Source organism: Pseudoalteromonas sp. Ld19 (assembly GCF_045064135.1).
GTDB lineage: Bacteria > Pseudomonadota > Gammaproteobacteria > Enterobacterales > Alteromonadaceae > Pseudoalteromonas > Pseudoalteromonas aliena.
The window spans coordinates 37686-63573 of the sequence record NZ_JBISHA010000022.1 but is presented as its reverse complement, the minus strand read 5'-3'; the positions used below and the strand labels follow the sequence as shown (position 1 = coordinate 63573).

The following is a 25888-nucleotide window of genomic DNA, read 5'->3' as shown; positions in this document are numbered from 1 at the left end:
CTTTCAAATGCAGCACATGACTACCGCACAAATTAGGCAACAATTTTTAGACTTTTTTGCCAGCAAACAACACCAAGTTGTCCCTTCAAGCTCGCTTATTCCGGGTAACGATGCCACGTTGTTATTTAACAATGCCGGCATGGTGCAATTTAAAGATGTATTTTTAGGGGCAGAAAGCCGCCCTTATACACGTGCGACAAGCTCGCAGCGCTGTGTACGTGCAGGCGGTAAGCATAACGATTTAGAAAACGTAGGCTACACAGCACGCCACCATACATTTTTTGAAATGTTAGGTAACTTCAGCTTCGGTGATTACTTTAAGCAAGACGCGATTAAGTTTGCATGGGAGTTTTTAACTGAGGTAGTAAGCCTGCCAAAAGAAAAACTTTTAGTAACTATTTATCACGATGACGAAGAAGCGTTTGAGTACTGGTCAAAAGACATTGGCTTAAGTGAAGATCGTATTATTCGTATTGCGACCTCAGACAACTTTTGGTCAATGGGCGATACTGGTCCGTGTGGTCCGTGTTCTGAAATATTTTATGACCATGGCGAGCATATTTGGGGCGGACCTCCAGGCTCACCCGAGGAAGACGGCGATCGTTTCATCGAAATTTGGAACCTTGTATTTATGCAATACAACCGTCAAAGCGACGGTACTATGTTGCCTCTACCTAAGCAGTCTGTTGATACGGGCATGGGCCTTGAGCGTATTGCTGCTATTTTACAGGGCGTGCATTCAAACTACGAAATCGATTTATTCCAAGGCTTAATTGCCGCTGCTGCAAGTGTAACTAACGCACAAGATATGGGCGACAAGTCACTACGCGTAGTGGCGGATCATATTCGTTCGTGTGCGTTTTTAATCTCAGACGGTGTTATGCCATCTAACGAAGGCCGTGGTTATGTACTGCGTCGTATTATTCGTCGTGCTGTGCGCCACGGTAATAAGTTAGGCGCACAAGGTTCGTTTTTCTATAAATTAGTTGCGGCGTTAATTGAGCAAATGGGTCAAGCGTATCCTGAGCTTGCTAAGCAACAAGAAATTATCGAAAAAGTATTACGCATTGAAGAAGAACAGTTTGGTAAAACACTTGAGCGTGGCTTAGCTATTTTAGAAGAAAGCTTAAGCGACCTTAAAGGCGATATTATACCGGGCGACTTAGTATTTAAACTTTACGATACGTACGGTTTTCCAGCTGATTTAACGGCCGATGTTGCGCGTGAGCGCCAGATGACGATTGATCATCAAGGCTTTGAAGAGTGTATGGCTGTACAACGCAAAACAGCGCAGCAAGCGGGTAAGTTTGGTGCCGATTATAACGATCAATTAAAATCAGATAAACACACTGACTTTAAAGGTTACGACAGCACACATTATAGCGCGACAGTGGTTGAAATTTTTGCCGGTGGTGAAGCTGTTCAGTTACTAGAAGATGGTCAAAAAGGTATTGTAGTACTAAACCGCACACCGTTTTACGCTGAATCAGGCGGCCAAACGGGCGACACGGGTACTATTACAGTGGCTGGTGGCGAATTTAATGTTACTAATACAACTAAGCTTGGTAATGCATTTGCTCACCACGGTACTGTACAAGGTCGTATTGGTGTTAACGATAAAGTTGACGCAACTATTGATAATACGCGCCGCGACAGCATCAAGAAAAACCACACAGCTACGCATATTTTGCACGAAGCACTACGTCAGTTATTAGGCGATCATGTAGGTCAAAAAGGCTCACTTGTTCAACCTGATCGTTTACGTTTTGATTTCTCGCACTTTGAAGCCGTAACTAAAGATGAGCTACGTGAAATTGAGCGCGTAGTTAATGACGAAATTCGTCGTAATTTTGCACTTAATACTGAGCTTATGGCTATTGATGATGCTAAAGCGAAAGGCGCTATGGCGTTGTTTGGCGAAAAGTACGATGACGAAGTACGTGTAGTAACCATTGGTGACTACTCTATTGAGCTTTGTGGTGGTACTCACGTTGAACGCGCAGGCGACATTGGTTTATTCAAAATTGTATCTGAAAGCGGTATTGCCGCAGGCGTACGCCGTATTGAAGCCGTAACCGGTGCTGATGCTGTAGCGTACGTTAGCGAGCAAGAGCAACAACTTAGCGATGTTGCGGCTTTAGTTAAAGGCGATAGTGCATCAGTTCTTGAAAAAGTAACTGCTTTACTTGAGAAGTCAAAAAGCCTTGAAAAGCAAATTGCGCAACTTAACGATAAGTTGGCAAGTGCAGCGGGTGCGTCTTTACTCGATTCGATTGTTGAAATAAACGGTGTTAAGCTACTTGTAGCAAACGTTGAAGGTACTGAATCTAAAGCACTGCGCGGTATGGTTGATGACCTTAAAAACAAAATTGGCTCAGGTGTTATTGCACTAGGTGTTGCCAGTGGCGACAAAGTAAGCCTAATTGCCGGTGTAACGAAAGACCTAACAGGCAAAGTAAAAGCCGGTGAGTTAGTTAATCATATGGCAGGCCAAGTAGGTGGTAAAGGTGGCGGTCGTCCAGATATGGCACAAGCCGGTGGTAGTGAGCCACAAAACCTTGCTACTGCACTGGATAGCGTTACTGCTTGGTTAACTGAGCGTACTTAAGCCTAAGTGGCGCTTATTGTTCAAAAGTTCGGTGGCACTTCGGTCGGCTCAATAGAGCGAATTGAAGCGGTTGCCGACCTTGTTGTAAAAACCAGACAACAAGGACATCAAGTGGTTGTGGTGCTCTCGGCTATGTCGGGAGAAACCAACCGCTTAATTAATCTTGCCAAACAAATAGATACTCGCCCGAGTAGCCGTGAACTCGATGTACTTATTAGCACTGGAGAGCAGGTTTCTGTATCACTGCTCGCTATGGCTATTATAAAACGTGGCCACTCAGCGGTGAGTTTATTAGCCGATCAAGTCAATATATTAACCGATAACATGTTTGGTAAAGCTCGCATTGCAGAGGTTGCTGCTACGCGCTTAAAGCATGAGCTTGAGCATAATCGTATTGCTATTATTGCTGGGTTTCAGGGACGTGATATTGAGGGCAACATTACAACGCTTGGACGCGGTGGCACCGATACATCGGCTGTCGAAATAGCAGCAGCCATAAAAGCCGACGAATGCCAGATCTATACAGACGTTGACGGCGTATATACTACAGATCCTCGTGTCGAGCCCAACGCGCGCAGAATGGGCCAAGTTACATTTGCTGAAATGCTGGAGCTGGCAAGTTTAGGGGCGAAAGTTTTGCATATACGCTCAGTAGAAGCTGCAGGTAGGCACAATGTGCCACTTAGGGTGCTTTCGAGCTTTAATCCCGATGAAGGCACGTTAATAAGTTTTGAGGAGAGCGATATGCCAAACAAGGTGGTATCGGGAATTGCGTTTAATCGCGATGAGTGCTTAATTAAAGTAGAAGACGTTCCAGCAGGTACGCAAAATCTTTCAAAAATATTGAAACTTTTTGCCGATAATGGCATCGAAATAGATATGATTAATCAAGTTAATCATAACTTTGAAAAAATAGACTATGCTTTTACAGTGCACTCGAATGATTACCTGCAAGCACTTGAATTAATCTCTGAGCAACAAGTTCAACTCGGTGCTCAAAATGTAGGCGGGTTAACCACAGTTGCTAAAGTGTCTGCTGTGGGGATGGGTATGAAATCGCATTCTGGTGTCGCTAGTTTATTTTTTGATGCATTAGCACAGGAAAATATTAATGTTGTTTTAGTGTCTACTTCAGAGATTAAAATTTCAGTTTTAATAGATGAAAAGTACCTAGAGTTGGCTGTTCGTGCATTACATAAAGCATTTTTAACAGAAAATGAATAGATTGGTAGTTTTTACTTACTTTTCAGTCTGATTTTCATTAATATGTTTAAGCGGAATCTTATAATTTATATTGGAACATGGGAGCAATAGAATGCTAATACTAACTCGTAGAGTGGGTGAAACCCTAATGATTGGTGACGAAGTAACAGTTACCGTGCTAGGTGTTAAAGGAAATCAAGTTCGAATCGGTGTTAATGCACCAAAAGACGTATCAGTGCATCGTGAAGAGATTTATATGCGCATACAAGCTGAAAAGTCGAACCCAAATCCGGGCAATGCTTAATCAACACGTATAAATAGCTGAGTACTTTACTGGGCTATATTAAAAAACCACTCATTGAGTGGTTTTTTTGCTTATGAAATCGAGTATTTCAGAGCTGAGAATTTGCTTTGAAATATACTGCATACCGCTTTTATTTTGAAGCAGGATACCTTGCTGCGTATCTATTACTGTATTGATGTCTTGCCATGCTAATTGATAGTTTTTGTAATGATTGGCAGATTTAATACCGTCGTCATCGAAGGTAAGTGTTACTTCTGAGCCAGAAGCTCTACTAAGCATTTGTCTGGTTACCCACCAAGGTCTGCGATAGTAAAAAGCGACGCACTCTAGTACACCAAGCATAATCAAAAACGATCCTAAGTAGTGATCATTTAACCCATAAATACCAAATAAACCAAGTGCAACGAGCAACACAAGTAAAAAATACTTAGGTTTTGCGCGTTTACTGTAAGGCAGTGATTCATCAAAGCACTCGTAAAAATAGGGTTTATCGAGTGTGTAGGTCGTTGTAAATGCCATATTATCTTATTTAAAGTATCATTTTTTTCTATTTTAACAAGCTAACCTCTAAATGAGCAGCTTTATAGTCAGTGATTTTATTGCAGACACAAAAAAACGGCTCAAGAGCCGTTTTTTAGCGGTGCTAAAAGTATTAACAGTTAGTTTCTTCAGCGTTTACGCCTTCTTTAACTTCTTCGCATGCATCTTCTACTTTGTTCTGCACGTCAGTTACTGCTTCGTCAATACGTTCGCCTGCGTCTTCCGCATGGTTGTCTTCACAACCCATGATGAAAAAACTTGCGAATAGACCAATTAGTGCTGCTTTTAAAGTTGTAGATTTCATAATGTGATTCCTTGTAAGTTTAAATTAAATTTTAGTGTTAGTTAGTGCTTTATCTACCTGGGAGATTTTCCACGTAGTGCACCTGAAACTAATGAAATCACTAAAAGTACTATAAAGATAAAAAATATAATTTTTGCTATACCAGCTGCGGCACCTGCGATGCCACCAAAACCTAACACTGCAGCGATTAAAGCAATAACTAGAAATGTAATTGTCCAGCGTAACATTGTTTTCTCCTTGGTTTATAAATTTTGCTCACAATAACTAATGCCAGTTACATGCCAATATTTATTTTTGTTTAATATCATGCGGTTATGGTTTTTGTGTGTGTTTTATTTTTAATTGGTTAGTAACTTTTACGCTTTGTTATGTAACTTATTCACACTACTGAAAACTACTGATAAATATTTACTGGATATATTTTATTTGGTAAGACCAATTTGCAATTGTGAGGTTTCTTTATGATTTTTATAATTTTTAATGTCTATTTTTACTAGGTTAAATAGTTAATTAACAACTTATATATAATTTTTAGCTATAGTTGTTATTCACTCTATGTATTGTAGGTCCTGTTTTTGTTGGCCTACAGCATGTAAATTAATTGGGTGGCATGTTGTTTTAAGATTAATTGGTTTTACCAATTTACAAGGTGTAGACAAAGTTATTGGTTTTGTTATCATCCAGTGAATAAATATTTAATTAAATTGATTTTTTATTTCAATGTAGGTTTCAAGGGGAAATAAATGGATATAGGTGCTCTACTCACAACAGCTGGTAGTTTAATGCTCACCGGTATGGTTGGGGTGTTTGTATTTCTGTCGATATTAATTGGTGCAGTAACGCTTATGTCAAGTTTGGTAACGCGCTTTAGCGAACCAGAGGTAGCAATACCAGCTAAATCGCCGTCTTTTAAATCTCAAGGTGTGCCTAATGAGCACATCGCTGCTATTAGTGCTGCCATTGCTCAGTACAAATCAAATAATAAATAAGGGGCATATTCATGGCTAAATTAAAATTAACAGAATTGGTATTACGCGACGCGCACCAATCATTACTCGCAACCCGAATGCGCCTTGACGATATGCTGCCAATTGCTAGTAAATTAGATAACGCAGGTTATTGGTCTATTGAATCGTGGGGTGGTGCTACATTTGATTCGTGTATTCGTTATTTAGGCGAAGACCCATGGGAACGTATTCGTGCACTTAAAAAAGCAATGCCTAATACTAAGCAGCAAATGTTATTACGTGGTCAAAACTTATTAGGTTACCGCCATTACGCAGATGACGTGGTTGAAAAATTTGTAGAGCGCGCACATAAAAATGGTGTTGATGTTTTTCGTATTTTCGATGCAATGAACGATGTACGTAACCTTGAAACAGCGATTAAAGCGGCTATAAAAGTAGGCGCACATGCTCAAGGTACTATTTCTTATACTGTAAGTCCTGTGCACACGCTTGATATGTGGCTAACGCTAGCTAAGCAATTAGAAGATTTAGGTTGCCACTCAATTTGTATTAAAGATATGGCGGGTTTATTAAAACCATACGACGCTGAAAAACTAATTAAAGCACTTAAAGAAACCGTATCGGTTCCTATTGCTATGCAGTGCCACGCTACAACTGGTTTAAGTACAGCAACTTATCAAAAGGCGATCGATGCGGGCATTGATATGCTTGATACCGCTATTTCATCTATGAGCATGACTTACGGACATTCAGCAACCGAAACCATTGTGGCAATTGTTGAAGGAACCGAACGTGACACCGAACTTGATTTAAATCATCTAGAAGAAATAGCGGCTTACTTTAGAGACGTACGTAAAAAATATGCGGCATTTGAAGGTAGTTTAAAAGGGGTTGACGGACGTATTTTGCTCGCTCAAGTACCTGGTGGCATGCTTACAAATATGGAAAACCAGCTTAAAGAGCAAGGCGCAGCAGATAAGCTTAATGAGGTTTTACTCGAGATACCGCGCGTACGAGAAGATCTAGGCTTTTTACCATTAGTAACACCCACGTCGCAAATTGTAGGCACTCAAGCGGTACTCAACGTGCTAACAGGTGAGCGCTACAAAACAATTACTAAAGAAACTGCGGGCGTATTAAAAGGTGAGTATGGCTTAACACCCGCGCCAATGAATAAAGATCTACAAGAGCGTGTACTTAATGGTGCAGAGGTTATTACTTGTCGTCCTGCTGATAATATTGCGCCTGAGCTTGCAACGCTTGAAGCTGAGTTGTTAAAAGAAGCGCAAGAGCAAGGTTTAACACTGGCTGATGAGCAAATTGATGACGTACTAACTTATGCATTATTCCCACAAGTTGGTTTAAAATTTATTAAAAATCGTAACAACCCAGATGCATTTGAACCAGTGCCTTGTGTTGAAGATAAAAGCAATAAAGCACCCTCTAAATCTGCTTTAAATAATCACAGCGTAAAGGCCGAGCAATACAGCGTAAAAGTAGACGGTAAAGTTTACGACGTAGTAGTAGCGCAAGGCGGTGAGCTTAAAGAAGTAACCTTAAAAGATTCCGAGCATATGCCCCAGTCTGCGTCGGTTGCCTCGGGCGAGACACTTAACGCACCTTTAGCGGGTAATATTTTTAAGGTTAAAGTAAAAGCGGGGCAAGTGGTAAATGAAGGTGATGTAGTTATCATAATGGAAGCCATGAAAATGGAAACGGAAGTGCGTGCCATGCACACGGGTACTGTTGCTGAAGTACTTGTTTCTGAGGGTGACTCAGTTACAACGGGCGACGCTATGATTGCATTAGCATAAGGAGTAAATAGAGGATGGACGGTATTTTAAACCTCTGGCATGCAACGGGCATCGCTAACTTTACAATCCCATCGCTAATAATGATTGCGGTAGGTTGTTTACTCTTATTTTTAGCGATAGTTAAAGGCTTTGAACCATTGCTGTTATTACCTATTGGCTTTGGCGCTATATTAACAAACATACCCGTGGCTGGTTTATCAGACCCTGGTGGACTTTTGTACTACGTATATTATGTAGGTATTGATACGGGGATTTTTCCGCTGTTGATATTTATGGGGGTTGGAGCGCTAACTGATTTTAGTGCACTTATTGCAAACCCTCGTATGCTGTTATTAGGTGCGGCTGCACAGTTTGGTATTTTTGCGACTTTGTTTGGCGCGATATTACTAAACTATGTGCCAGGCTTTGAGTTTACCCTACAGGATGCGTCCGCTATTGCTATTATTGGTGGTGCCGATGGCCCTACTGCAATATTTTTAGCATCAAAACTAGCTCCTGATTTACTCGGCGCAATTGCGGTCGCGGCATACTCATACATGGCATTGGTGCCAATTATTCAGCCGCCAATTATGCGTGCATTAACAACACCAGAAGAGCGCAAAATTAAAATGCCAGAGCTGCGTAAAGTATCTAAAAAAGAAAAGATTATTTTTCCGCTTATGGTGCTTAGTTTAACTGCCATGTTTTTACCAGCAGCAATACCGCTAGTGGGGATGTTTTGCTTAGGTAACTTAATGCGTGAGTCAGGGGTTGTTGATAGATTGAGCAACAGTGCGCAAAACGAAATCATCAATGTAACCACTATATTTTTAGGGTTGGCGGTCGGTTCAAAACTAGCCGCAGATAAGTTTTTAACGGTTGAGACGATTGGTATTTTAGTGCTTGGCGCACTGGCTTTTGCAATTGGTACGGCATCAGGCGTATTTATGGCAAAAGGACTTAATCGCATATCTAAAACACCTATCAACCCATTAATTGGTGCAGCGGGTGTATCTGCAGTGCCAATGGCCGCGCGAGTGGTTAATAAAGTTGGCCTTGAAAGTAATCCACATAACTTTTTGCTTATGCATGCAATGGGGCCCAACGTAGCGGGTGTACTTGGTAGTGCAGTTGCCGCGGGTATTTTATTAGCACTTGTTGGTTGATAATTAACCTGGTAGTTTATAAATGATTTAGCGCAGTTTACTGCGCTTTTTTTTGTTATTAATTTCTCATCGCTTAATGGTTTCTTGTTTAGCGCTTTTTGTTTACAGTGGATACTCTTCGCAATTTTAAGGATAGTCAAAATGCTCCACACTCCTCTAGCAAAATATTTACCGAACGTTAGTAAGCTTGTATTTGGATGTATGGGCTTGGGCGGCGGTTGGAATAAAGACGCAATTACTGACACGCACGTTAAACAAACTCATGAATGTATAGATAGCGCTATTGAAGGCGGTATTAACTTTTTTGATCATGCAGATATTTATACTTTTGGTAAAGCTGAACAAGTATTTGGTAAGGTGTTAAGTGAACGATCAAACCTTAGAGAACACATATATCTGCAATCTAAGTGTGGCATTCGTTTTGAAGATGACTTAGGGCCAAAACGCTACGACTTTTCGGCTAACTGGATTGAGCAATCTGTTGAAGCGTCCTTAAAGCGACTAAACACAGAGTATTTAGATGTACTTATGCTGCATCGCCCAGATCCACTCATGGAAGTTGATGAAATTGCCCGTGTATTTAGTTGTTTAAAAGAAAGTGGCAAGGTGCGACACTTTGCAGTATCGAATATGCAGCAGCACCAAATGAATTTTTTGCAGCATGCGCTTGATATGCCCATAGTGGCTAATCAAATTGAAGCGAGCCTACAAAAGCATCAGTTTGTTGATGAGGGCGTTTACACCGGTAACACCGATGGTAAAAATCTCAATTTTACACCTGGGTGTATTGAATATTGCCGCAGCTTTGATATTCAAATACAAAGTTGGGGAAGTCTGTGCCAAGGTCTATACACAGGAAGCAATTTATCAAACGCATCTCAGGCTGATATAAATACGAGTCTTTTAGTTAATAAGCTGGCTGCACTTTATGGCACTTCTGCTGAGGCAATTGTACTTGCGTGGATACTTCGTCATCCAGCATCTATTCAGCCCATTACTGGGACAACTAATGCTAAGCGAATTCAAGCTTCTTGTGATGCTGTAAACGTAGAGTTAACCCGAGAGCATTGGTACGCGCTTTATGTCAGTGCTAAAGGCCATGAATTACCGTAAATAAGGTTTAACTATGAACATATTTGTTATTTTAATTTGTTTATTTGTCGCCTTAGCTGTGCTGATCCCATTACTTGAAAAATACCAAAGTAAAATGGGACTCGAAGGCGCAACTAAGTACAGTAAATATATATGGCCGTTAGTGATGGTATCTTTGGTTATTCAGCTCATTAATGTATTAATGTATTAATGGTTTATAGCGTATACAAAAAAGCCTTTGCCGGTTAATCCTGCAAAGGCTTTTTTAATACTTATAAATAAACTTTATTTAAGTGCTAATTGTAGCTCGCGATTGCGCTCAAGTTGGGCAATAAAGCTATCTGCAATAGGTTTAAATTTAGCAAGTTCTGAGCGCGGTAATGGCTCAGATTTAGGTAGCTTTACCGTTTTAGGGTTACGATGAACACCGTTGACTAAAAACTCATAATGCAAATGCGCGCCAGTAACACGACCAGTAGATCCTACAGTACCAATTTTTTGGCCCTGTTTAACTTTTTGCCCTGTTTTAACTAGTTTTTTATTTAGGTGTAAGTACTTAGTTACGTATTGTGTACCGTGGCTAATAAATACGTAGTTGCCATTGTATTTACTGTAACCCGCTTTAATTACTTTACCGTTACCAGATGCAACGACTGGTGTACCGGTGCGTGCTGCAAAGTCGATACCTCGGTGAGCTCTAACTTTTCCTGTCACTGGGTGTAAGCGGCGAGGGTTAAAGCTCGAACTAATATATTTAAAGCTGACAGGTGCACGTAAAAATGCTTTTTTCATACTACGCCCTTCAGGCGTATAAAAACTTCCATCGGTGTGACGAATAGCAGAAAAACGTTGCCCTTGATTAATAAATTCAGCTGCAATAATTTTACCAGTGCCAATAAATTCACCATCTACGTAATGAGACTCGTAAATTAAACCAAACTGATCGTTTTTGCGAATGTCGTTTGCAAAATCAACATCCCAGCCAAATATATCAGCAAAGTTCATTATTTGGCGTTCACTTAAACCTGCTGCAATGGCAGAGGTCCAAAAGTTGTTAGCTATTTCGCCACCAGCCGTTTTTGTTAGAGTTTCAATTTCTTTACTATCGATGGCTGTATCGTAGTTACCTTCATCATTTAGAGTAATAAATAATGTGTCGGTTTTAGAAATAACATAGCGTAATTGAGCGAGCTCGCCATCTGCTGACGTTGCAAAACTTAATACTTCTCCTGGGTGGATTTTAGTAAGCTTTCGCGTTTCGGCATTAGTATTAACAAGCTTGTAGAGCGTTTGAGCTGAAAAGCCTGCGCGTTTAAATATGATTGCTAAGTTGTCACCATTTTTAACTTGGTGATCGACTAGATTATACTCAGGTAGTTTTTCTGCGGCGTGCTCTGAATTTAACTCTGTTAGTTTTTCTTTGCTATCAACTTTAACGAGTAATTCATAACGCTTACCAATTTCTAGTGCGTTTGCACTGTTGTCTTTGGAAGCGGTTGCTTTTTCGGATGGAAGAAAGGTCAAGCCGATGATCGCAGAAACTAGGCCTAAGATAAGCAATTTGTGTTTTTTGGGGAGCGTGTTAACCACGTGAACCATAAAGTGCCTTTTCCTGCTGTCAAGATAATAAATACGTAATATTGCAGGATATACCTAATAATCTACGAATACCAGTATTTTGTAGATTTAAACTGGCGGCAAATTGCGCTAAAATCGGGCTTTTAAAACCTTTTTTAACTGCACAACAAATTAAGACGGCTTTGTTTTTATTTAGTTGCATGAATCGATCAAAAAGTTGTTTAAATTGATTAAAAATTTGTTATGTTAGCTACACATATAGATTCGGTTTAAAGCTTATTAAACCGAGATTGCGCAAGTAACTAGTCGCCCCCTTCGTCGGCAGAATTTTGGAGTAATACAAAGTGGATTTACAAACCGCTCTAGCAGAGATAAAACGCGGTGCAGAAGAAATATTAATTGAAGACGAATTAGTTGAAAAACTTAAGTCGGGCAAAAAGTTAAAAATTAAGGCTGGTTTTGATCCAACGGCACCTGATTTACACCTAGGCCACACTGTACTAATTAATAAAATGAAGACTTTTCAAGACTTAGGCCATGAGGTTATTTTCTTAATTGGTGATTTTACCGGCATGATTGGTGATCCAACGGGTAAAAACGTAACGCGTAAACCACTTACTCGTGAAGACGTACTTGCTAATGCTGAGACGTATAAAGAACAAGTGTTTAAAATCCTTGATCCTGCAAAAACAACGGTTGCATTTAATTCTACTTGGATGGAAAAGCTAGGTGCCGCAGGTATGATTAAATTAGCTGCAAACCAAACCGTTGCGCGTATGCTAGAGCGTGATGATTTTAAAAAGCGTTATGGTAGTGGTCAGCCGATTGCAATACATGAATTTTTATACCCTTTAGTGCAAGGTTGGGATTCTGTTGCGCTTGAATCAGACGTAGAACTGGGTGGTACCGATCAGCGCTTTAACTTATTAATGGGCCGCGAGCTTCAAAAAGTTGAAGGTCAAAAGCCACAAACAGTACTTATGATGCCATTGCTGGAAGGCACTGATGGCGTTCAAAAAATGTCTAAATCGCTTGGCAATTACATTGGCATTACTGATGCGCCAAATGATATGTTTGGTAAAATAATGTCAATTAGTGACGTGCTAATGTGGCGTTACTACGATCTGTTAAGTGCGCTTTCTATAGACGAAATTGCAGCTCAAAAAGAACGTGTTGAGCAGGGAACTAACCCACGCGATATCAAAATTGAACTGGCAAAAGAGTTAATAACTCGCTTTCATAGTGCGGCTGATGCGCAAGCAGCCCATGACGATTTTATTCAGCGTTTTCAGAAAAAAGCGCTACCAGATGAAATTCTTGATATGACTGTAACAACTGAAGATGACACTATTTTGATTGCTAATTTACTTAAAGAAGCAAACTTAGTAGCAAGCACTTCAGAAGCAATGCGGATGATTAAGCAAGGTGCGGTTAAACTCAATGGTGAAGAGAAAATCACTGATACTAAACTTGAAATAGCAAAGGGTACAACGGCTATTTATCAAGTAGGTAAGCGTAAGTTTGCAAACATTACGGTTGCTTAAGCACAGTTTAAAAACAAAAGAACCAGCTTAGGCTGGTTTTTTTGTATTTTTATTTTTAGTCTATACAAGCAATTATACTAAACTGCGTAAATCTTTGATCAATTTAACGAATTAAATTGCACTATAACGTAGTTAAAAAATTTTCATTTAGAACAACTAGATACAAAAATTTTTGCCTAGTTCTAGGGCCTGTTTATCTTTCGAGGTTAAATTTGCAGCCGACTGATTGGTATTTAAGCAAGGCAGAGCCTATGCAGTGTGGTTATTCCCATAAATAGGCGATAACGCAGCATAAACGCCAAACATGCGCTGCCCTTGGGTTCTGCCTAGGGGCAATTTACTCTTTGTTGCTCGGTTTTTACTTAGCCCACTAGGTTACAAACCTCACGCCGCGATTAAATCGCCCCTAGATTGAACAAATTTTAATCCTGAAAGGTCAACAGGCCCTATCGTAATTTTATTAACGTTAAATAGACCCCATATATAAGCAGATTGGTATTAAATTACTTTTAATACTTCCACAGCCACAATTACTAACAACCAAAATGCACGAATTTGGTTTAACCTATTAATTATAGTCGGCACATCATCTGCAACAGGAAGTCTGTCAGTACCAATACGCATTTTATTAAATCGTTTGCCAAAATATATCGCAGGTCCCCCTAATTGTATTCCCAGCGAGGCAGAAAAAGCACTTAGCAGCCAACCGGTATTTGTTTGATAAAAGTGCCTGCCGTAATGCTTTATATAATGTACTGCGAGTTTACTTTCATTACTGATAATCACCGTGAATGCAAGTAAACGTATAGGAATAAACTCTATAGCAAAGAGAATCAATTTAAGTGGTGCTAAAAAAGGACTGTTGGGAGTTATTTCAGAACGCCATGCATATTGAATCAAAGTTAATAATCGATAGGCGAGCACAGCTATTGGGCCAAGTACTAAAAATATAAATATAACAACAAAGTAATAACGAGCGCTGCGTAATATTAAGCTCTCTATGAGTGCTTTAATAATTCCAGGGGCAGAGAGTTGGCTCACATCACGGGCCAGTAGCGGCTTTAAAAGTTCGCGAGCAGCAGATTTTTGGTTTTGTTTAGTTAACTTTGCAATGCGAATCGCTTTTTTGTCTACGCTTTTGCTTTCTAGGCAGAGGTATAAAATAAGCCCGGCGAGTAATTCAGGGTAAAAAGCAAACTCTAATATTAGTACAACAATAATGAGTACAATACTTAAAATAAGCGTGCTAGCTAGCATTGCAGCCAAGTATTGATAGTTATCAGGTTCTTTAGGTTTATAAGTACGCTTTCCAATTGCGCGAAAAATAGCGACTAAGGCTGTACTTGGATGATACCAACTAACTAAAGGAATAAAGCGCTCAGCAAGGAGCGCTATAATAAAGGCAATAAAGTCCAAATGGTTTTGAACAATATTGCTAAGCATTTAAAGCTTAACAGCGGTTAGTTTTTCTAGAAGTGCAACAACCATTTTAGATGAATTGATTGATGCGGTTTCTAGGTATTCTTCAAACGACTGCGGAGATTCTTTGCCGGCAATATCTGACATCGAACGGATAACCACAAACGGGGTGCTCAGTGCAAAACACGTCTGCGCTATTGAAGCGCCTTCCATTTCAACAGCAAGCATTGTAGGAAAGTCATTACGTGCTTTATCAATACGTACAGGGTCACACATAAATGTATCACCAGTACAAATTAGACCTACTAAGGTTTTAACATCACTAATTTGTGTAATTGTTTGCTGCGCAGCTTCAACCAATTTAGGGTGAGCTGTAAAACCTGCTGGCATTTGAGGTACTTGGCCAATCTCATAACCAAAAGCAGTTACATCTACATCGTGATGACGCACTTCTGATGAAATTACTACATCGCCAACGCTAAGTGATGGATCAAAACCACCTGCAGAACCCGTATTGATAACACAATCAGGTTTAAAGTTATCGATAAGTAAGGTAGTTGCAATAGTTGAGGCTACTTTTCCAATACCAGATTGAACGAGTGTGACTGTATTACCAGCCAATTCGCCAGTATAAAAAGTGAAACCTGCTTTAGTCAAAATTTGTGGATTTTGCATGGCTTCACGCAAAATTTTAACTTCTGGCTCCATTGCGCCAATAATACCAACGTTCATAGTTTTAAATTCCTGAGTTTGAATAAATTTATTATACGTGAAGTTAGTTATAAAAAACAAAAAAGCGAGCAGTTTTAAACAGCTCGCTTTTTTATGTATTAATGCCCGATTTAAATTTCAGCTAATGCAGTAGAATGAGCTTTAGCTTGCGATGGTGATAGCACCGCTGGTTTGCTGACGCGGTTACGAACAGGACGCTGCGTTTGTGAAGAGCCAAGCTTACCAAGCTTAAACATAATGGCATCGCGCACTTCTGAAGGGCGATACCCTGATTTTACTTTCATACGAATATGTGGGATGCCGGCTGCTTCTAATGCCCCATTAACAAACCAATCTCGCTGTGCTTTATGACCGTCTTTATTCGCGTTGTTTACGAGATCAACGGCAGCCACTATGGTCATTTTTTCTTTATCTATTAATACAAAATCAAGCTGTTTGTTTTTTGCCTTAGCAATTGCTGCTCGTTTAGATTTAACAGATAAACCTTCTTTGCAGTCAATTACATCGATTAGCTTAACGCGGCTAACTATTTTGTATTGGTCGCCAACAGCACGTTCAAGTAAATTTAAAAACGCACTTTCTACTTGCGTAAATACACTTTGCTTACGCGTAAAAGGATAAGGGTTTCCGCCATCATCATTAAACTTTGACACAAAGATTGATGCGCCTACCACTAATACTAAAATTGATAATAAAGCGAACTCCATACGGTAACTCCACAACAACAAATTGACACTAATTTTATAAAGCAATTTATGTGCCTAAATAGTGCCAGTTAAGAATTTACCGCCGTATCTTATTTATATGTAATTGAATTTACGCTTTGTATCCGTTTTCAATTCCTTTCACTGCTATCGCGACGGCATCGTGAGCATGTAATGATTCGTAATGATTGATTTGCAACCAATAATCGGCATAGTTGCTTGCTTCAAGACTCGCTTTTATTTTGCGAGCTGCGTCTTCACAAAACATCAGATTTTGGCCATTTAGACGAGCAAATTCCTGTTCGTCTTCTCGCTTTACAGCAGCCTGAACAGGTGTTTTTAGCTCATTTTCAAGAGTATTAATTAAGTTTATAACATCAAACTCGTTAATATCACGGTTGAGTTTAACCTTTACATTAGCAATTGAACGCTGAGAATGAGGTGTTGCAACAATACCTTGCGTAGTGCCAAGCCATTCGTGAACATCTTTTTGACTTAATGTATCTTGATTGAATTTTTCGTTAAATGCATTTTGTATAAGCTGACGCGCGAGAGCTGCCGAGCATGGGCAAGTTGATGAGTAGGTAACATCGACGGTTAACTCATAGCTAATTATATTGTGCTCAATAGTACTGGTTAATGTTAATGGATAGCTCTTCCAGCCGACTTTACCACTCAATAGTGATTTTCGGCGCAGTGGTAATTCAAATTTAAATTCTATTTGCGCTTTGTCACTGAGATTTTCATGGCTACTAATAAAGGTATTGAGTGTGTTAGCTAACGTCTGCGGATTAACTTGTTGCTCGGTTGAAAGTACATCGAGTGCTAAATATAAGCGCGACATATGAATGCCTTTAGCATCTTCCTTATGCAAGTTTACAAATGCGCGGGCTTTCGCATTAACGGTAACAGGAGCAAGGTCGCGCGATTCAAAAATAAATGGCAGCTCAATTTCAGCCATGCCAACCCAGTCTAACTTACCGGTTTGTAAGGCGGGAGCCGTGTCGGCTATGTCGGGCATGTTAGTTTGCATGGTATGTTACTCGTTATTAGCAATGATAAAGCGACGTATTTTACATGAAATAACCACTGGCTGAAACGAAGACTTTTAACTGTCGCTATCTTCAAAGGTGAATTTTTTCTATTTTTGTCGCACAACATGAAAATAGCGAATAGAAAAATGCTAAAATCGGCGAAAATAATATGTTTAGTATTTTGTTCTGCTCTATTTATATTTAAGCACACAGCTAAGAGATAAACTTAACTATGACCGATTACTCTTTGAGCCCTTGGGTTCGAATTCTTTCTAGCCTGATAACTCGATTTGGTGAGTTTAAAGCGGCCGTTGCTTGCTATACGCTATTTCTGACAGCGTCGCTTATTTTATCAAGCATGTTTTATTATGTGGCTGTAGGGGAAATTCACCTTGTTGATATTTTAGCCGTCATCTTTTTTACCGCAGTGGTTTCTCCGTTAGTCATCAGTGTATTATTAAATTCAATTCGTCAATTAGATGCTTCGTATGCTTATCTTGATAGTGCTACTAAGCAGGAAAAACTATTAAACCAAACACTCAAAGATAACATTAGTCGATTAAATGTTGAGATCGACGAACGTAAAATGGCGTTTCATGCTAAACACCGTGCAATTGAAGAGCTTCGTAAAGAGATAGCAGAGCGTAAAAAAACGCAGCAAGAGCTTGCGCAGCAAGGTATGTTATTACGCTCAATTGTTGATTCGTCCCCTGATTTATTTTATTACCGTGATAATAATGGCGTATTTGCGGGTTGTAATAAAATGTTTGAAGAGGTGATGGGTAAAACGAGTGCTGAGCTTATTGGTAAAACGGCAGAGCAAACGTTTCCAAGTGAGTTTTTGTCTGAAGTACTAGAAACAGATAAGCAGGTAGAGCAAACCCATCAAGCGATAACAATTGATGTTGGCTACGATGTTGAAGGTGAAAAACGTTGGTTTGAGTTGCGTAAACTTCCTTTCATTAATGACGAAGGTGATTATATCGGCTTACTTGGCTTTGGCCGTGATATTACGAGCCGTAAAGAGGCCGCTCAAGCACTCGAAACCGCCTATAAAGATAAAGGGAAATTTATTGCCACCCTCAGCCACGAATTGCGGACACCGCTAAATGGTATTGTAGGGTTAACGCGTATGCTGCTTGATACAGATCTAGATAAACAACAGCGTAGCTGGAGTAATACTATTTTTTCGAGCGCTGAAACGCTAGGTAATATTTTTAACGATATTATAGATCTAGACAAAATAGACAGAGAGCAGCTTGATATAGCAACTAATCCTATTAATGTCTCTGACTTTATAAACGATGTTGTTAATTTTGCGGGACTTATTGCTGAGCAAAAAGATCTTGAATTTAATATTGAGCGCAGCGGTATGCTTGATATATATGCATTGCTCGATCCTACTCGTTTGCGTCAAGTCGTTTGGAATCTAATAAATAATGCAGTTAAGTTTACTCAAAGCGGTGAAGTTAAACTTGAATGTGTGCGTGAGAATCGTATTGAAGGCCCTTGGCTAATAATGAAAATATCAGATACAGGCCAAGGTATTCCACCAGAGCAGCTACCGCGTATATTTGATATGTATTATAAAGCACCTGATTTAAAAGGGACTAATGCCATTGGCTCTGGAATAGGCTTGTCGGTTACCAAAGCGCTGGTTAGTGCAATGAGAGGTGTGATCACCGTTGAAAGTAGCGAAGGTGAGGGCAGCTGCTTTACAGTCCAAATTCCACTCAATCTATGTATAGCACCAACAGAGCAAAGTTATGTTGGCCGTGGACTCTATATTTTATTGGTAGAAGATGTGCCGCTTAATGCTGAAATTGCAACTAACTTATTAGAGCAGCGAGGTCATGAAGTACTGTGGGCCGAAACGGGCGAAGACGCTTTGTCTTTTGTCGAAACTGAAGATGATTTAGATTTAGTCTTACTCGACATGCAATTGCCTGATATAAATGGCGATGAAGTAGCGAGGCAGATAAGAGCAGATAGCCATTTTGATAAATTACCAATAGTGGCACTGACGGCTAATGTAAGAAGTGCAGAAGAAGAGCTTAAAGGTATATCTATACAAGGTGCGCTCGCAAAACCTATTAATACTGTAAAGCTTGATAAAATGCTGGCTGATTTATTTGATATAAAGCAAATTGAGAGTAGTACACCACAATTAAAAGTAAGTGATGAGGCTCTTATTGGTATTAATGCGCATTTACTCGATGCTGAAACAATTGAAGACTTTGTTAACTCTATGGGCTTAGTTGTATTTAGGCGCAGTAGTCAGTTATTTGAAAAACTTAATCCACAGTATCAGCAAGAGCTACTGACTTCATTAAATGCAGGTGATAGAGAAGAATACAAATCTGTAGCGCACAAGCTCAAAGGAGCGGCAGGTTCGGTTGGCTTAAATGATGTGCAGTTACATGCAAAAGTCATGGAGCATGGTGCTACAGAGGAAACTGATGATGTATTAAAAGAGTGGTTGAATGTATTAGCAGATAAAATAAATGAAGGGCAACAAGCCCTTCATTTATTTTTACAACAATTAGAATAACAGTGAATTATTTTAATTAGCTGTCGATTTTACCTATAAAGCGATAACCTTCACCGTGGATGGTGCTAATTAGCTCCGACGTTGAGTTGTCGCTTTCAAAATGCTTACGAATACGACGGATAGTAACGTCAACAGTGCGGTCATTTGCGCGAAGTTCACGACCAGTCATATGTTTGATTAATTGCTCACGGCTAAAAATACGACCTGGAGAATCAAGCATCAAGCGCAGTGCTCTATATTCACCTTTAGGTAAACGTTTAGCGTCACCACTTGGAGAAGTAAGGCAACGGCTATTTTCATCAAGTTCCCAACCATTAAACGTAATAACACCATTTGTTTCTAGTGTTGATTCTTCACCGCCTAGAGCTGTTCGAGTAATTAGATTACGAGCTCGAATAGTCAATTCACGTGGGTTGAACGGTTTGGTGATGTAATCATCTGCACCAATTTCAAGACCTAAAATGCGGTCAACGTCGTTATCACGGCCAGTTAAGAAAATAAGGCCTACTTTACGCTTTTGGCGTAATTCACGGGCTAATATAAGGCCGTTTTTACCTGGAAGATTGATGTCCATAACTACAAGATTGACGTCATCATTATTTGTAAGCTTGTCATGCATATCATCGCCATCAATGGCTTCAATAACTTTGTAACCTTCAGCTTCAAATAAACTAACGAGGTTTAGTCGAGTTACGTCTTCATCCTCTACGATTAGAATGACTGGCGTTTGCATTATTTATTAACCTTTTTGGATTGTTTTACGTACAAAAAAACCGATCTTATTTTATAAAAATCAATTGCTAGAGATTATAGAATCTTATCTAATTGTTAACAAGTAAAAACAATTTGGATAAAAATAAAACAGTAGAGGGATCCAAAGTCTACCTAAAAAGGGCTATGCAAAAACTACTGTTTAATCGATATATTAGCGGATGCAGCTGTTTGAATTATAAGCGTCGAAGCGATTTTCTCTAAAAGTTGATACATCCATCAACGGTATAAAGATATTTAAAATTATCAGACTAATTCAAAGCGAAATTATATCATTTTCTAACCTTTCATCAATGTATGTGATATCACAAATACGATAAAGTTCATAAAGTATTTTGTATTAATTATTTAATGAAATTAAATAGTTTTTCACTATACACCACATGCCTCTTAAATGAGGCCATAAAGTCGTAATTCAAGTACAAACCTTAAGTTTATGCACTTTTAGTAATATTTATTTTAGGGTATTGTAATTATAAATCGGGTTCCCTGTTTTTCTTCTAAATCAAATAGAATTCTACCGCCTAACGCTTGAGTTACTAAATTGTAAACTAAGTGCATACCAAGCCCACTCGCGCCTTGCCCTCTTTTTGATGTTACAAAGGGATCAAAAATTCGATGTTGAATTGTTTTATCAACACCTTGGCCATTATCGCTGTAGGTTATAATTATATGCTCTTGTGCTTGTTCAATATCAATAACTATTTTATTATTTTCAATGCCTACAAACCCATGAATAATTGAATTGAGTAGTAGCTGCTGAAATATTTGCTGTAAAGGCTCTGGTTTGCTTTGGACGATTAAGTCAGTGGGGCAGTTAATTGTAATTGTAGGTTTTTTTACAATTAGCTCGGAATGTATTGATATTAATATATCGCTAATAAGTTTATGAATATTAATATGTGTTTTAGCACCGTCATCTTGAATAACCGCTACTTTTTTGAAGTTGGAAATTAAATCGGCGACGCGATTTAAACTACGATAAATTAAATCTAAATTTTCGATGCCTTCATCTATAAAGCGCTTCAATTGATTGGAGGTTAGTTTTTTCTCATCAAAACTAATTCGAACATCAGCGAGTTTATCACGTAATAAAGTTGAACTTGTGATCCCAAGCCCTATAGGCGTGTTAACTTCGTGAGCTACCCCTGCAACCATTTGTCCGAGGGAAGCCATTTTTTCATTTTCAACAATTTGCGTCTGATACTGATGCATTCGCTCTAATGTTGCGAGCAATTCTTGATTGGCTTCTCTGAGTGCAATTGTTCGTTGATTTACTTTTCCCTCAAGGCTCTGATTAAGTTGTTTTATTTCTTCTTTATCTTTTTCATGTCGCTTTAGCTGTCGTTGAGTTCTGGTTAGCATAATATTTAAGCTATTAGAAAGTGCAGTAATTTCTTTCACGTTTGTTGCAGGTGCACGGGCATCGTAGTTATGATTTTTAGATACATCCTGCAAAAGCATACTCAGCTGCTCAATAGGTTTAGCAATTCGTTTTTGTACCTTAATAGCGATGAAATAAACAACAACGAGTATTAATAAGGTCAATAATATATCAATAAAGATTTTTTGTTTTATATAGTCATCTAAACTTTCAAGGCTGCCGCGCATATAAACATAGCCAACGAGTTCTTTATTATTATAAATAGGGCGTATAAGTTCAATGTGATCATTTACTATATTGGGCGTTTTTAATTCATTTATACTGTCTATTTTAAGCGGTACAGGTGGTGTTTTTTTTGCATTAAAGCTGATAAAAAATGCAGGTTGCTGTGATTTTTTTTCAATAGAATAAATATGAATGTTTTTTATTAGTGGAATTTTATCAAACGACTTCAATCGTTTTTCTTCTGTTTGTCGATCATCATTGATGACTGAGTTACTAGCATCAAAAGCCACAATTTCAGAGAGGATAACAAGTTTACTAATAATTAATTGTTTCTGTTCTTTTACGCTTAAATAAGTGGAAATAGAGATAGATAACGATAAACAAATAGCGGTTATCAGCATGATTAAATTTATTAATGCTTTGCGGATACTGCTTTGATGTACTTTTTTAGGCATTATGTCATCGTCGACTGAGTTAATTGTAATGATTGAAATTTAAGTTTAGCAAAGGCGAAGGGAAATGGAGGAAAAAATTAAACATTATATCTATTCGTAAGTAGGGTTGAGCACAAAATCACCCAACCCATGTAAATATCTAGCTACTGTATACTGCAAATTTGTTGCTTTTGAACACGGTTTGATAATTATCAAATTGCGTTTCAAGAATCGGAGTATATTTTAAAAAGCTGTTTGCCACTATATTCAATTTACCCGTCTTAGTTAGATGTTGCTTGGCGTTTGATAAAAAAGCTTCAGCGACTGTGTAATCAGTAGATATGCCTGTATGAAATGGCGGGTTGCTAATGATTAGGTCAAATTTACCCGTAATGCTGTTAAGGCCATCGCTTAATAAAGCTTCGCCTTTAATGCTATTAAGCTTTAGAGTTTGCTCAGTTGCATAGGTAGCCAACGCACTTACATCACTACATGTAAAATCTAGAGCTGGATTTTTTAAGCCTAAAAATGTAGCTATTAAGCCCGCACCACAACCAAAGTCCAGCACTTTACCTTGCTTAATGGTTGGCGCGTTTTCAAGTAGTACCTTTGTACCAATATCTAAACCGCCGTGATTAAATACACCCGGTACGCTAATTGCTGTAAATTCTGTATCCGCGACAGTGACTAAAAACTGTTTATGGTATTGAGTTATATCAAAACGAAGGTGTTGTTTAATTTCAGAAAAAGAATAAAGAACACAATGTTTTGCAGAATCAATTTTATTACTATAAACAGTTTTACCTGCCAATTGTTTTTCAATTGACTTAACGCCGCTTTTGTTTTCGCCTACAACTAACAGTTTGGCGTCAGTTGTAATAACTGCGCGAATGTTATCGAGCGTCATTAATAGTTCAGGTTTTGATTTGGGGTAGTAAAGAATTACTAAGTCGTAGCTGTGGCCTGAAATTGTATGATCAATGAAAATATCAACATCTTTCGTATTTTTAGCAAATTCGCCATTGGCATGATTATAGCTAAATGCAGTTATTTTACTTTGCGGATTAAGTTTTTTAAGTTCAGTTAAAAAGCCATCCTGAGCAAAGTTGACCACCAAGATAGATTTACCCGTTAGTTCCTCGCTATTTCGAAGTAACAGTAAACTAGGGTTGGTTAATACGCTCATAAATGGCTTTGCCTTACATATGTTTAGTTTTATTAGAGTTAAAAAGAGTCTTTAAAGTTATTAATTACTTAGTGCGCTCAAACATTAAATCCCATACGCCATGTCCTAAGCGATGACCACGTTGTTCAAACTTAGTTAACGGGCGCAAATCTGGGCGTGGAACGTAATCGTTCGTCTCTGACTGATTTTTAAAGCCAGGAGCCACTTTCATAACCTCAAGCATATGTTCAGCGTAGTTTTCCCAATCTGTGGCCATATGAAAAACGCCGCCCACTTTTAGTTGAGTTCTTAATTTTTCAACAAACTCAGCTTGCACAATACGACGTTTATGATGGCGCTTTTTATGCCAAGGATCTGGGAAAAACAATTGCAGTGTTGTCAGGCTTTCATCTGCAATACAATCTGCAAGTACTTCAATTGCATCATGTTCAAAAATACGTAAATTTGTAATACCCGCTTCATCAGCGTCCATTAAGCATGCGCCAACGCCAGGGCGATGTACTTCAATACCTATAAAATTTAGATGCGGCGCATTTTTTGCCATCTCTACAAGCGATTTGCCCATACCAAAACCAATTTCAAGCACTACATCATTATTATTACCAAAAACTTCGCTTAAATTAAGCATGCCGTTTTTATGCTCTAAGCCCATAGTTGGCCAGCATTTTTCAATTGCTGCGGCTTGACCTTTGGTTAATCGACCTTCGCGTTTTACAAAACTGCGAATAGTGCGGATGTATTTACCTTCTTGCTTAGCTTGCTCAAGATTACTGTTGCTTGATTCACTCATATTATTGGCCTGACAAAAACAATGTGTATAAAAATGGTTGCGTATTATCCCTGACCAAGCCGCCAATCACAAGTATTAGCTTATTTTACACCCCCTATAGCTTGATCTTTTTAATAACTGCAATAGACTGAGCCGCCATTGAGCACGAGTGAAAGTTATAATATGTTAGATCTAAATAAAGAACAGTCTCATTGGTTTTCAAACCAAGTGGTTGATTGGTATCACCTTCATGGTCGTAAAACGCTTCCGTGGCAGTTAGGCAAGACACCCTATAAAGTATGGGTGTCTGAGGTAATGCTTCAGCAGACCCAAGTTGTTACTGTTATTCCTTACTTTGAAAGATTTATGGAGAGCTTTCCAAATATTATTGCTTTGGCAAATGCTGATGAAGATCACGTATTGCATCATTGGACGGGCTTAGGTTATTACGCCCGTGCTCGTAACCTTCATAAAACAGCTAAAATAGTACGCGATAAGTACAACGGAGAGTTTCCTCAAACACTTGAAGAGGTTATTGCATTACCAGGGATAGGGCGCTCCACAGCGGGAGCTGTACTGTCGTTGTCGCTTGGCCAGCATCATCCAATTTTAGATGGCAATGTTAAACGAGTATTGGCGCGTTATTTTATGATTGAAGGCTGGTATGGTGTAAAAAAAGTAGAGAATCAGCTTTGGTATTTATCAGAGCAATTAACACCTAAAAACAATGTGACAGAGTTTAATCAAGCGATGATGGATTTGGGGTCAAGCTTATGCTCTCGAAGTCGTTTTGATTGCCAAGCGTGTCCATTGAATAGCCACTGCGGCGCTTTTAATGCTGGCAAAGTAAAAGAGTTTCCTCACTCAAAACCTAAAAAAGCAAGCCCTAAAAAAAGCTGTCACCAGTTAATTATAAAATGTGATGATAAAGTTTTAATGGAGAAAAGGCCTAGTTCGGGTATTTGGGGTGGTCTTTTTGGCTTTTTTGAATTTAACGAGCGTCAAGATTTGGAGGCATTTTTAGTTCAACAGGGATTTAAAATAGAGTTAGAGTCGCTTGATCCATTTGTGCATGTGTTCTCACATTTTGAATTGACGATAAACCCACATGTGCTCAATATTGATAGTTTTTTAGATGTCGTAAACGACAGGCAATTAGTCTGGTATCCATTAGATCAATCTGTTGAGGTAGGTTTGGCTGCCCCAACTAAAAAGTTGGTTAAACAAATCGCACCAATAGGTTAAACTGTTAGCATTTAGCGCTAAAGAGAATTAATTATGGCACGTACAGTATTTTGTCAAAAGTTACAAAAAGAAGCTGAAGGCCTTGGGTTTCAGTTATATCCAGGTGAAATTGGCGAAAAGATTTTTAATAACATTTCTAAAGAAGCTTTTGCACAATGGCAGCATAAACAAACAATGTTGATCAATGAAAAGCATCTTAATATGATGGATCCAGAGCATCGCACTTTTTTAGAAGAGCAAATGGTTGGCTTTTTATTTGAAGGCAAAGATGTAGAAATTGAAGGCTATCGACCGCCAGAAAAATAATGTATTTAAATTTTTTTAAAAAAGGGCT

The 25888-nt window shown here is 38.8% G+C and carries 24 protein-coding genes; 12 read left to right on the top strand and 12 right to left on the bottom strand.

Going from position 1 to position 25888, the window contains the following annotated elements; genetic code table 11:
- Positions 1–7 precede the first annotated feature (7 nt).
- The 3 genes from alaS (at position 8) to csrA (ending at position 4115) form a co-directional block, all read left to right on the top strand.
- Positions 8–2608, top strand: coding sequence for an alanine--tRNA ligase (gene alaS / locus ACJJVZ_RS17135; protein ID WP_405602171.1), 2601 nt, complete (start codon positions 8–10; stop codon positions 2606–2608).
- 6 nt (positions 2609–2614) lie between these two features.
- Positions 2615–3832 (top strand): aspartate kinase, encoded by a 1218-nt coding sequence (locus tag ACJJVZ_RS17130; RefSeq protein ID WP_138584158.1) that lies wholly within the window; start codon positions 2615–2617, stop codon positions 3830–3832.
- A gap of 91 nt (positions 3833–3923) precedes the next feature.
- Entirely contained in the window at positions 3924–4115 is a 192-nt protein-coding gene (gene csrA, locus ACJJVZ_RS17125; RefSeq protein ID WP_004587515.1) for a carbon storage regulator CsrA, read from the top strand.
- A 51-nt stretch (positions 4116–4166) separates the two neighbouring features.
- Here the strand turns inward: csrA and ACJJVZ_RS17120 are convergent, their stop codons facing one another.
- The 3 genes from ACJJVZ_RS17120 to ACJJVZ_RS17110 all read right to left on the bottom strand — a co-directional run bounded on the left by ACJJVZ_RS17120 (position 4167) and on the right by ACJJVZ_RS17110 (position 5186).
- Positions 4167–4634 (bottom strand): YcxB family protein, encoded by a 468-nt coding sequence (locus ACJJVZ_RS17120; protein WP_405602168.1) that lies wholly within the window; start codon positions 4632–4634, stop codon positions 4167–4169.
- A 133-nt stretch (positions 4635–4767) separates the two neighbouring features.
- Positions 4768–4959: a hypothetical protein gene (locus tag ACJJVZ_RS17115; protein ID WP_138584160.1), complete on the bottom strand. Its 192-nt coding sequence runs from the start codon at positions 4957–4959 to the stop codon at positions 4768–4770.
- A 53-nt stretch (positions 4960–5012) separates the two neighbouring features.
- On the bottom strand, positions 5013–5186 hold the full coding sequence (locus tag ACJJVZ_RS17110; RefSeq protein ID WP_006794345.1) for a DUF1328 family protein: 174 nt from the start codon (positions 5184–5186) through the stop codon (positions 5013–5015).
- Between the two features lie 516 nt (positions 5187–5702).
- On the opposite strand from ACJJVZ_RS17110, the gene ACJJVZ_RS17105 reads away from it, so the two are divergent.
- The 5 genes from ACJJVZ_RS17105 to ACJJVZ_RS17085 all read left to right on the top strand — a co-directional run bounded on the left by ACJJVZ_RS17105 (position 5703) and on the right by ACJJVZ_RS17085 (position 10189).
- Positions 5703–5948 (top strand): OadG family protein, encoded by a 246-nt coding sequence (locus ACJJVZ_RS17105; RefSeq protein ID WP_193154789.1) that lies wholly within the window; start codon positions 5703–5705, stop codon positions 5946–5948.
- A gap of 11 nt (positions 5949–5959) precedes the next feature.
- Complete coding sequence (gene oadA / locus ACJJVZ_RS17100; protein WP_405602163.1) at positions 5960–7741, top strand: sodium-extruding oxaloacetate decarboxylase subunit alpha; 1782 nt, start codon at positions 5960–5962, stop codon at positions 7739–7741.
- A gap of 14 nt (positions 7742–7755) precedes the next feature.
- On the top strand, positions 7756–8886 hold the full coding sequence (locus tag ACJJVZ_RS17095) for a sodium ion-translocating decarboxylase subunit beta (RefSeq protein ID WP_138584162.1): 1131 nt from the start codon (positions 7756–7758) through the stop codon (positions 8884–8886).
- A 141-nt stretch (positions 8887–9027) separates the two neighbouring features.
- Positions 9028–9999 carry an aldo/keto reductase family oxidoreductase gene (locus ACJJVZ_RS17090; protein ID WP_405602159.1) on the top strand — a complete coding sequence of 324 codons (972 nt, stop codon included), beginning with the start codon at positions 9028–9030 and terminating at the stop codon, positions 9997–9999.
- Between the two features lie 13 nt (positions 10000–10012).
- Complete coding sequence (locus ACJJVZ_RS17085; RefSeq protein WP_405602157.1) at positions 10013–10189, top strand: hypothetical protein; 177 nt, start codon at positions 10013–10015, stop codon at positions 10187–10189.
- Between the two features lie 74 nt (positions 10190–10263).
- Here the strand turns inward: ACJJVZ_RS17085 and ACJJVZ_RS17080 are convergent, their stop codons facing one another.
- Complete coding sequence (locus ACJJVZ_RS17080; RefSeq protein WP_405602155.1) at positions 10264–11577, bottom strand: peptidoglycan DD-metalloendopeptidase family protein; 1314 nt, start codon at positions 11575–11577, stop codon at positions 10264–10266.
- Between the two features lie 323 nt (positions 11578–11900).
- Between ACJJVZ_RS17080 and tyrS the strand changes: the two genes are divergently transcribed.
- Entirely contained in the window at positions 11901–13100 is a 1200-nt protein-coding gene (tyrS, locus tag ACJJVZ_RS17075; RefSeq protein ID WP_077537029.1) for a tyrosine--tRNA ligase, read from the top strand.
- A gap of 498 nt (positions 13101–13598) precedes the next feature.
- Here the strand turns inward: tyrS and ACJJVZ_RS17070 are convergent, their stop codons facing one another.
- The 4 genes from ACJJVZ_RS17070 to folE2 all read right to left on the bottom strand — a co-directional run bounded on the left by ACJJVZ_RS17070 (position 13599) and on the right by folE2 (position 16988).
- Positions 13599–14543 (bottom strand): cobalamin biosynthesis protein, encoded by a 945-nt coding sequence (locus ACJJVZ_RS17070; RefSeq protein ID WP_405602152.1) that lies wholly within the window; start codon positions 14541–14543, stop codon positions 13599–13601.
- Positions 14544–15251: a 5'-methylthioadenosine/S-adenosylhomocysteine nucleosidase gene (gene mtnN / locus ACJJVZ_RS17065; RefSeq protein ID WP_138584166.1), complete on the bottom strand. Its 708-nt coding sequence runs from the start codon at positions 15249–15251 to the stop codon at positions 14544–14546.
- Positions 15252–15361: 110 nt separating this feature from the next.
- Complete coding sequence (locus ACJJVZ_RS17060; protein ID WP_193154775.1) at positions 15362–15958, bottom strand: DUF2726 domain-containing protein; 597 nt, start codon at positions 15956–15958, stop codon at positions 15362–15364.
- Positions 15959–16067: 109 nt separating this feature from the next.
- A complete protein-coding gene (gene folE2, locus ACJJVZ_RS17055) occupies positions 16068–16988 on the bottom strand; it encodes a GTP cyclohydrolase FolE2 (RefSeq protein ID WP_193154773.1) in 921 nt (306 codons plus the stop codon).
- A gap of 233 nt (positions 16989–17221) precedes the next feature.
- On the opposite strand from folE2, the gene arcB reads away from it, so the two are divergent.
- Positions 17222–19540, top strand: coding sequence for an aerobic respiration two-component sensor histidine kinase ArcB (arcB, locus tag ACJJVZ_RS17050; protein ID WP_273047269.1), 2319 nt, complete (start codon positions 17222–17224; stop codon positions 19538–19540).
- 16 nt (positions 19541–19556) lie between these two features.
- On the opposite strand, the gene arcA is transcribed toward arcB, so the two are convergent.
- The 4 genes from arcA to trmB all read right to left on the bottom strand — a co-directional run bounded on the left by arcA (position 19557) and on the right by trmB (position 24330).
- Positions 19557–20273 carry a two-component system response regulator ArcA gene (gene arcA / locus ACJJVZ_RS17045; RefSeq protein ID WP_077537035.1) on the bottom strand — a complete coding sequence of 239 codons (717 nt, stop codon included), beginning with the start codon at positions 20271–20273 and terminating at the stop codon, positions 19557–19559.
- A gap of 497 nt (positions 20274–20770) precedes the next feature.
- Positions 20771–22375, bottom strand: a complete 1605-nt coding sequence (locus tag ACJJVZ_RS17040; RefSeq protein ID WP_405602147.1) for an ATP-binding protein — start codon at positions 22373–22375, stop codon at positions 20771–20773.
- A 139-nt stretch (positions 22376–22514) separates the two neighbouring features.
- Positions 22515–23540: a methyltransferase gene (locus tag ACJJVZ_RS17035; RefSeq protein WP_138584171.1), complete on the bottom strand. Its 1026-nt coding sequence runs from the start codon at positions 23538–23540 to the stop codon at positions 22515–22517.
- Between the two features lie 64 nt (positions 23541–23604).
- A complete protein-coding gene (trmB, locus tag ACJJVZ_RS17030) occupies positions 23605–24330 on the bottom strand; it encodes a tRNA (guanosine(46)-N7)-methyltransferase TrmB (RefSeq protein ID WP_138584172.1) in 726 nt (241 codons plus the stop codon).
- 162 nt (positions 24331–24492) lie between these two features.
- Here trmB and mutY point away from each other — a divergent pair, with 162 nt between their 5' ends.
- Together mutY and ACJJVZ_RS17020 are read left to right on the top strand one after the other, a co-directional pair.
- Positions 24493–25554, top strand: a complete 1062-nt coding sequence (mutY, locus tag ACJJVZ_RS17025; protein WP_273047265.1) for an A/G-specific adenine glycosylase — start codon at positions 24493–24495, stop codon at positions 25552–25554.
- 33 nt (positions 25555–25587) lie between these two features.
- Positions 25588–25860, top strand: coding sequence for an oxidative damage protection protein (locus ACJJVZ_RS17020; RefSeq protein ID WP_077537040.1), 273 nt, complete (start codon positions 25588–25590; stop codon positions 25858–25860).
- The last annotated feature ends 28 nt before the right edge of the window (positions 25861–25888 follow it).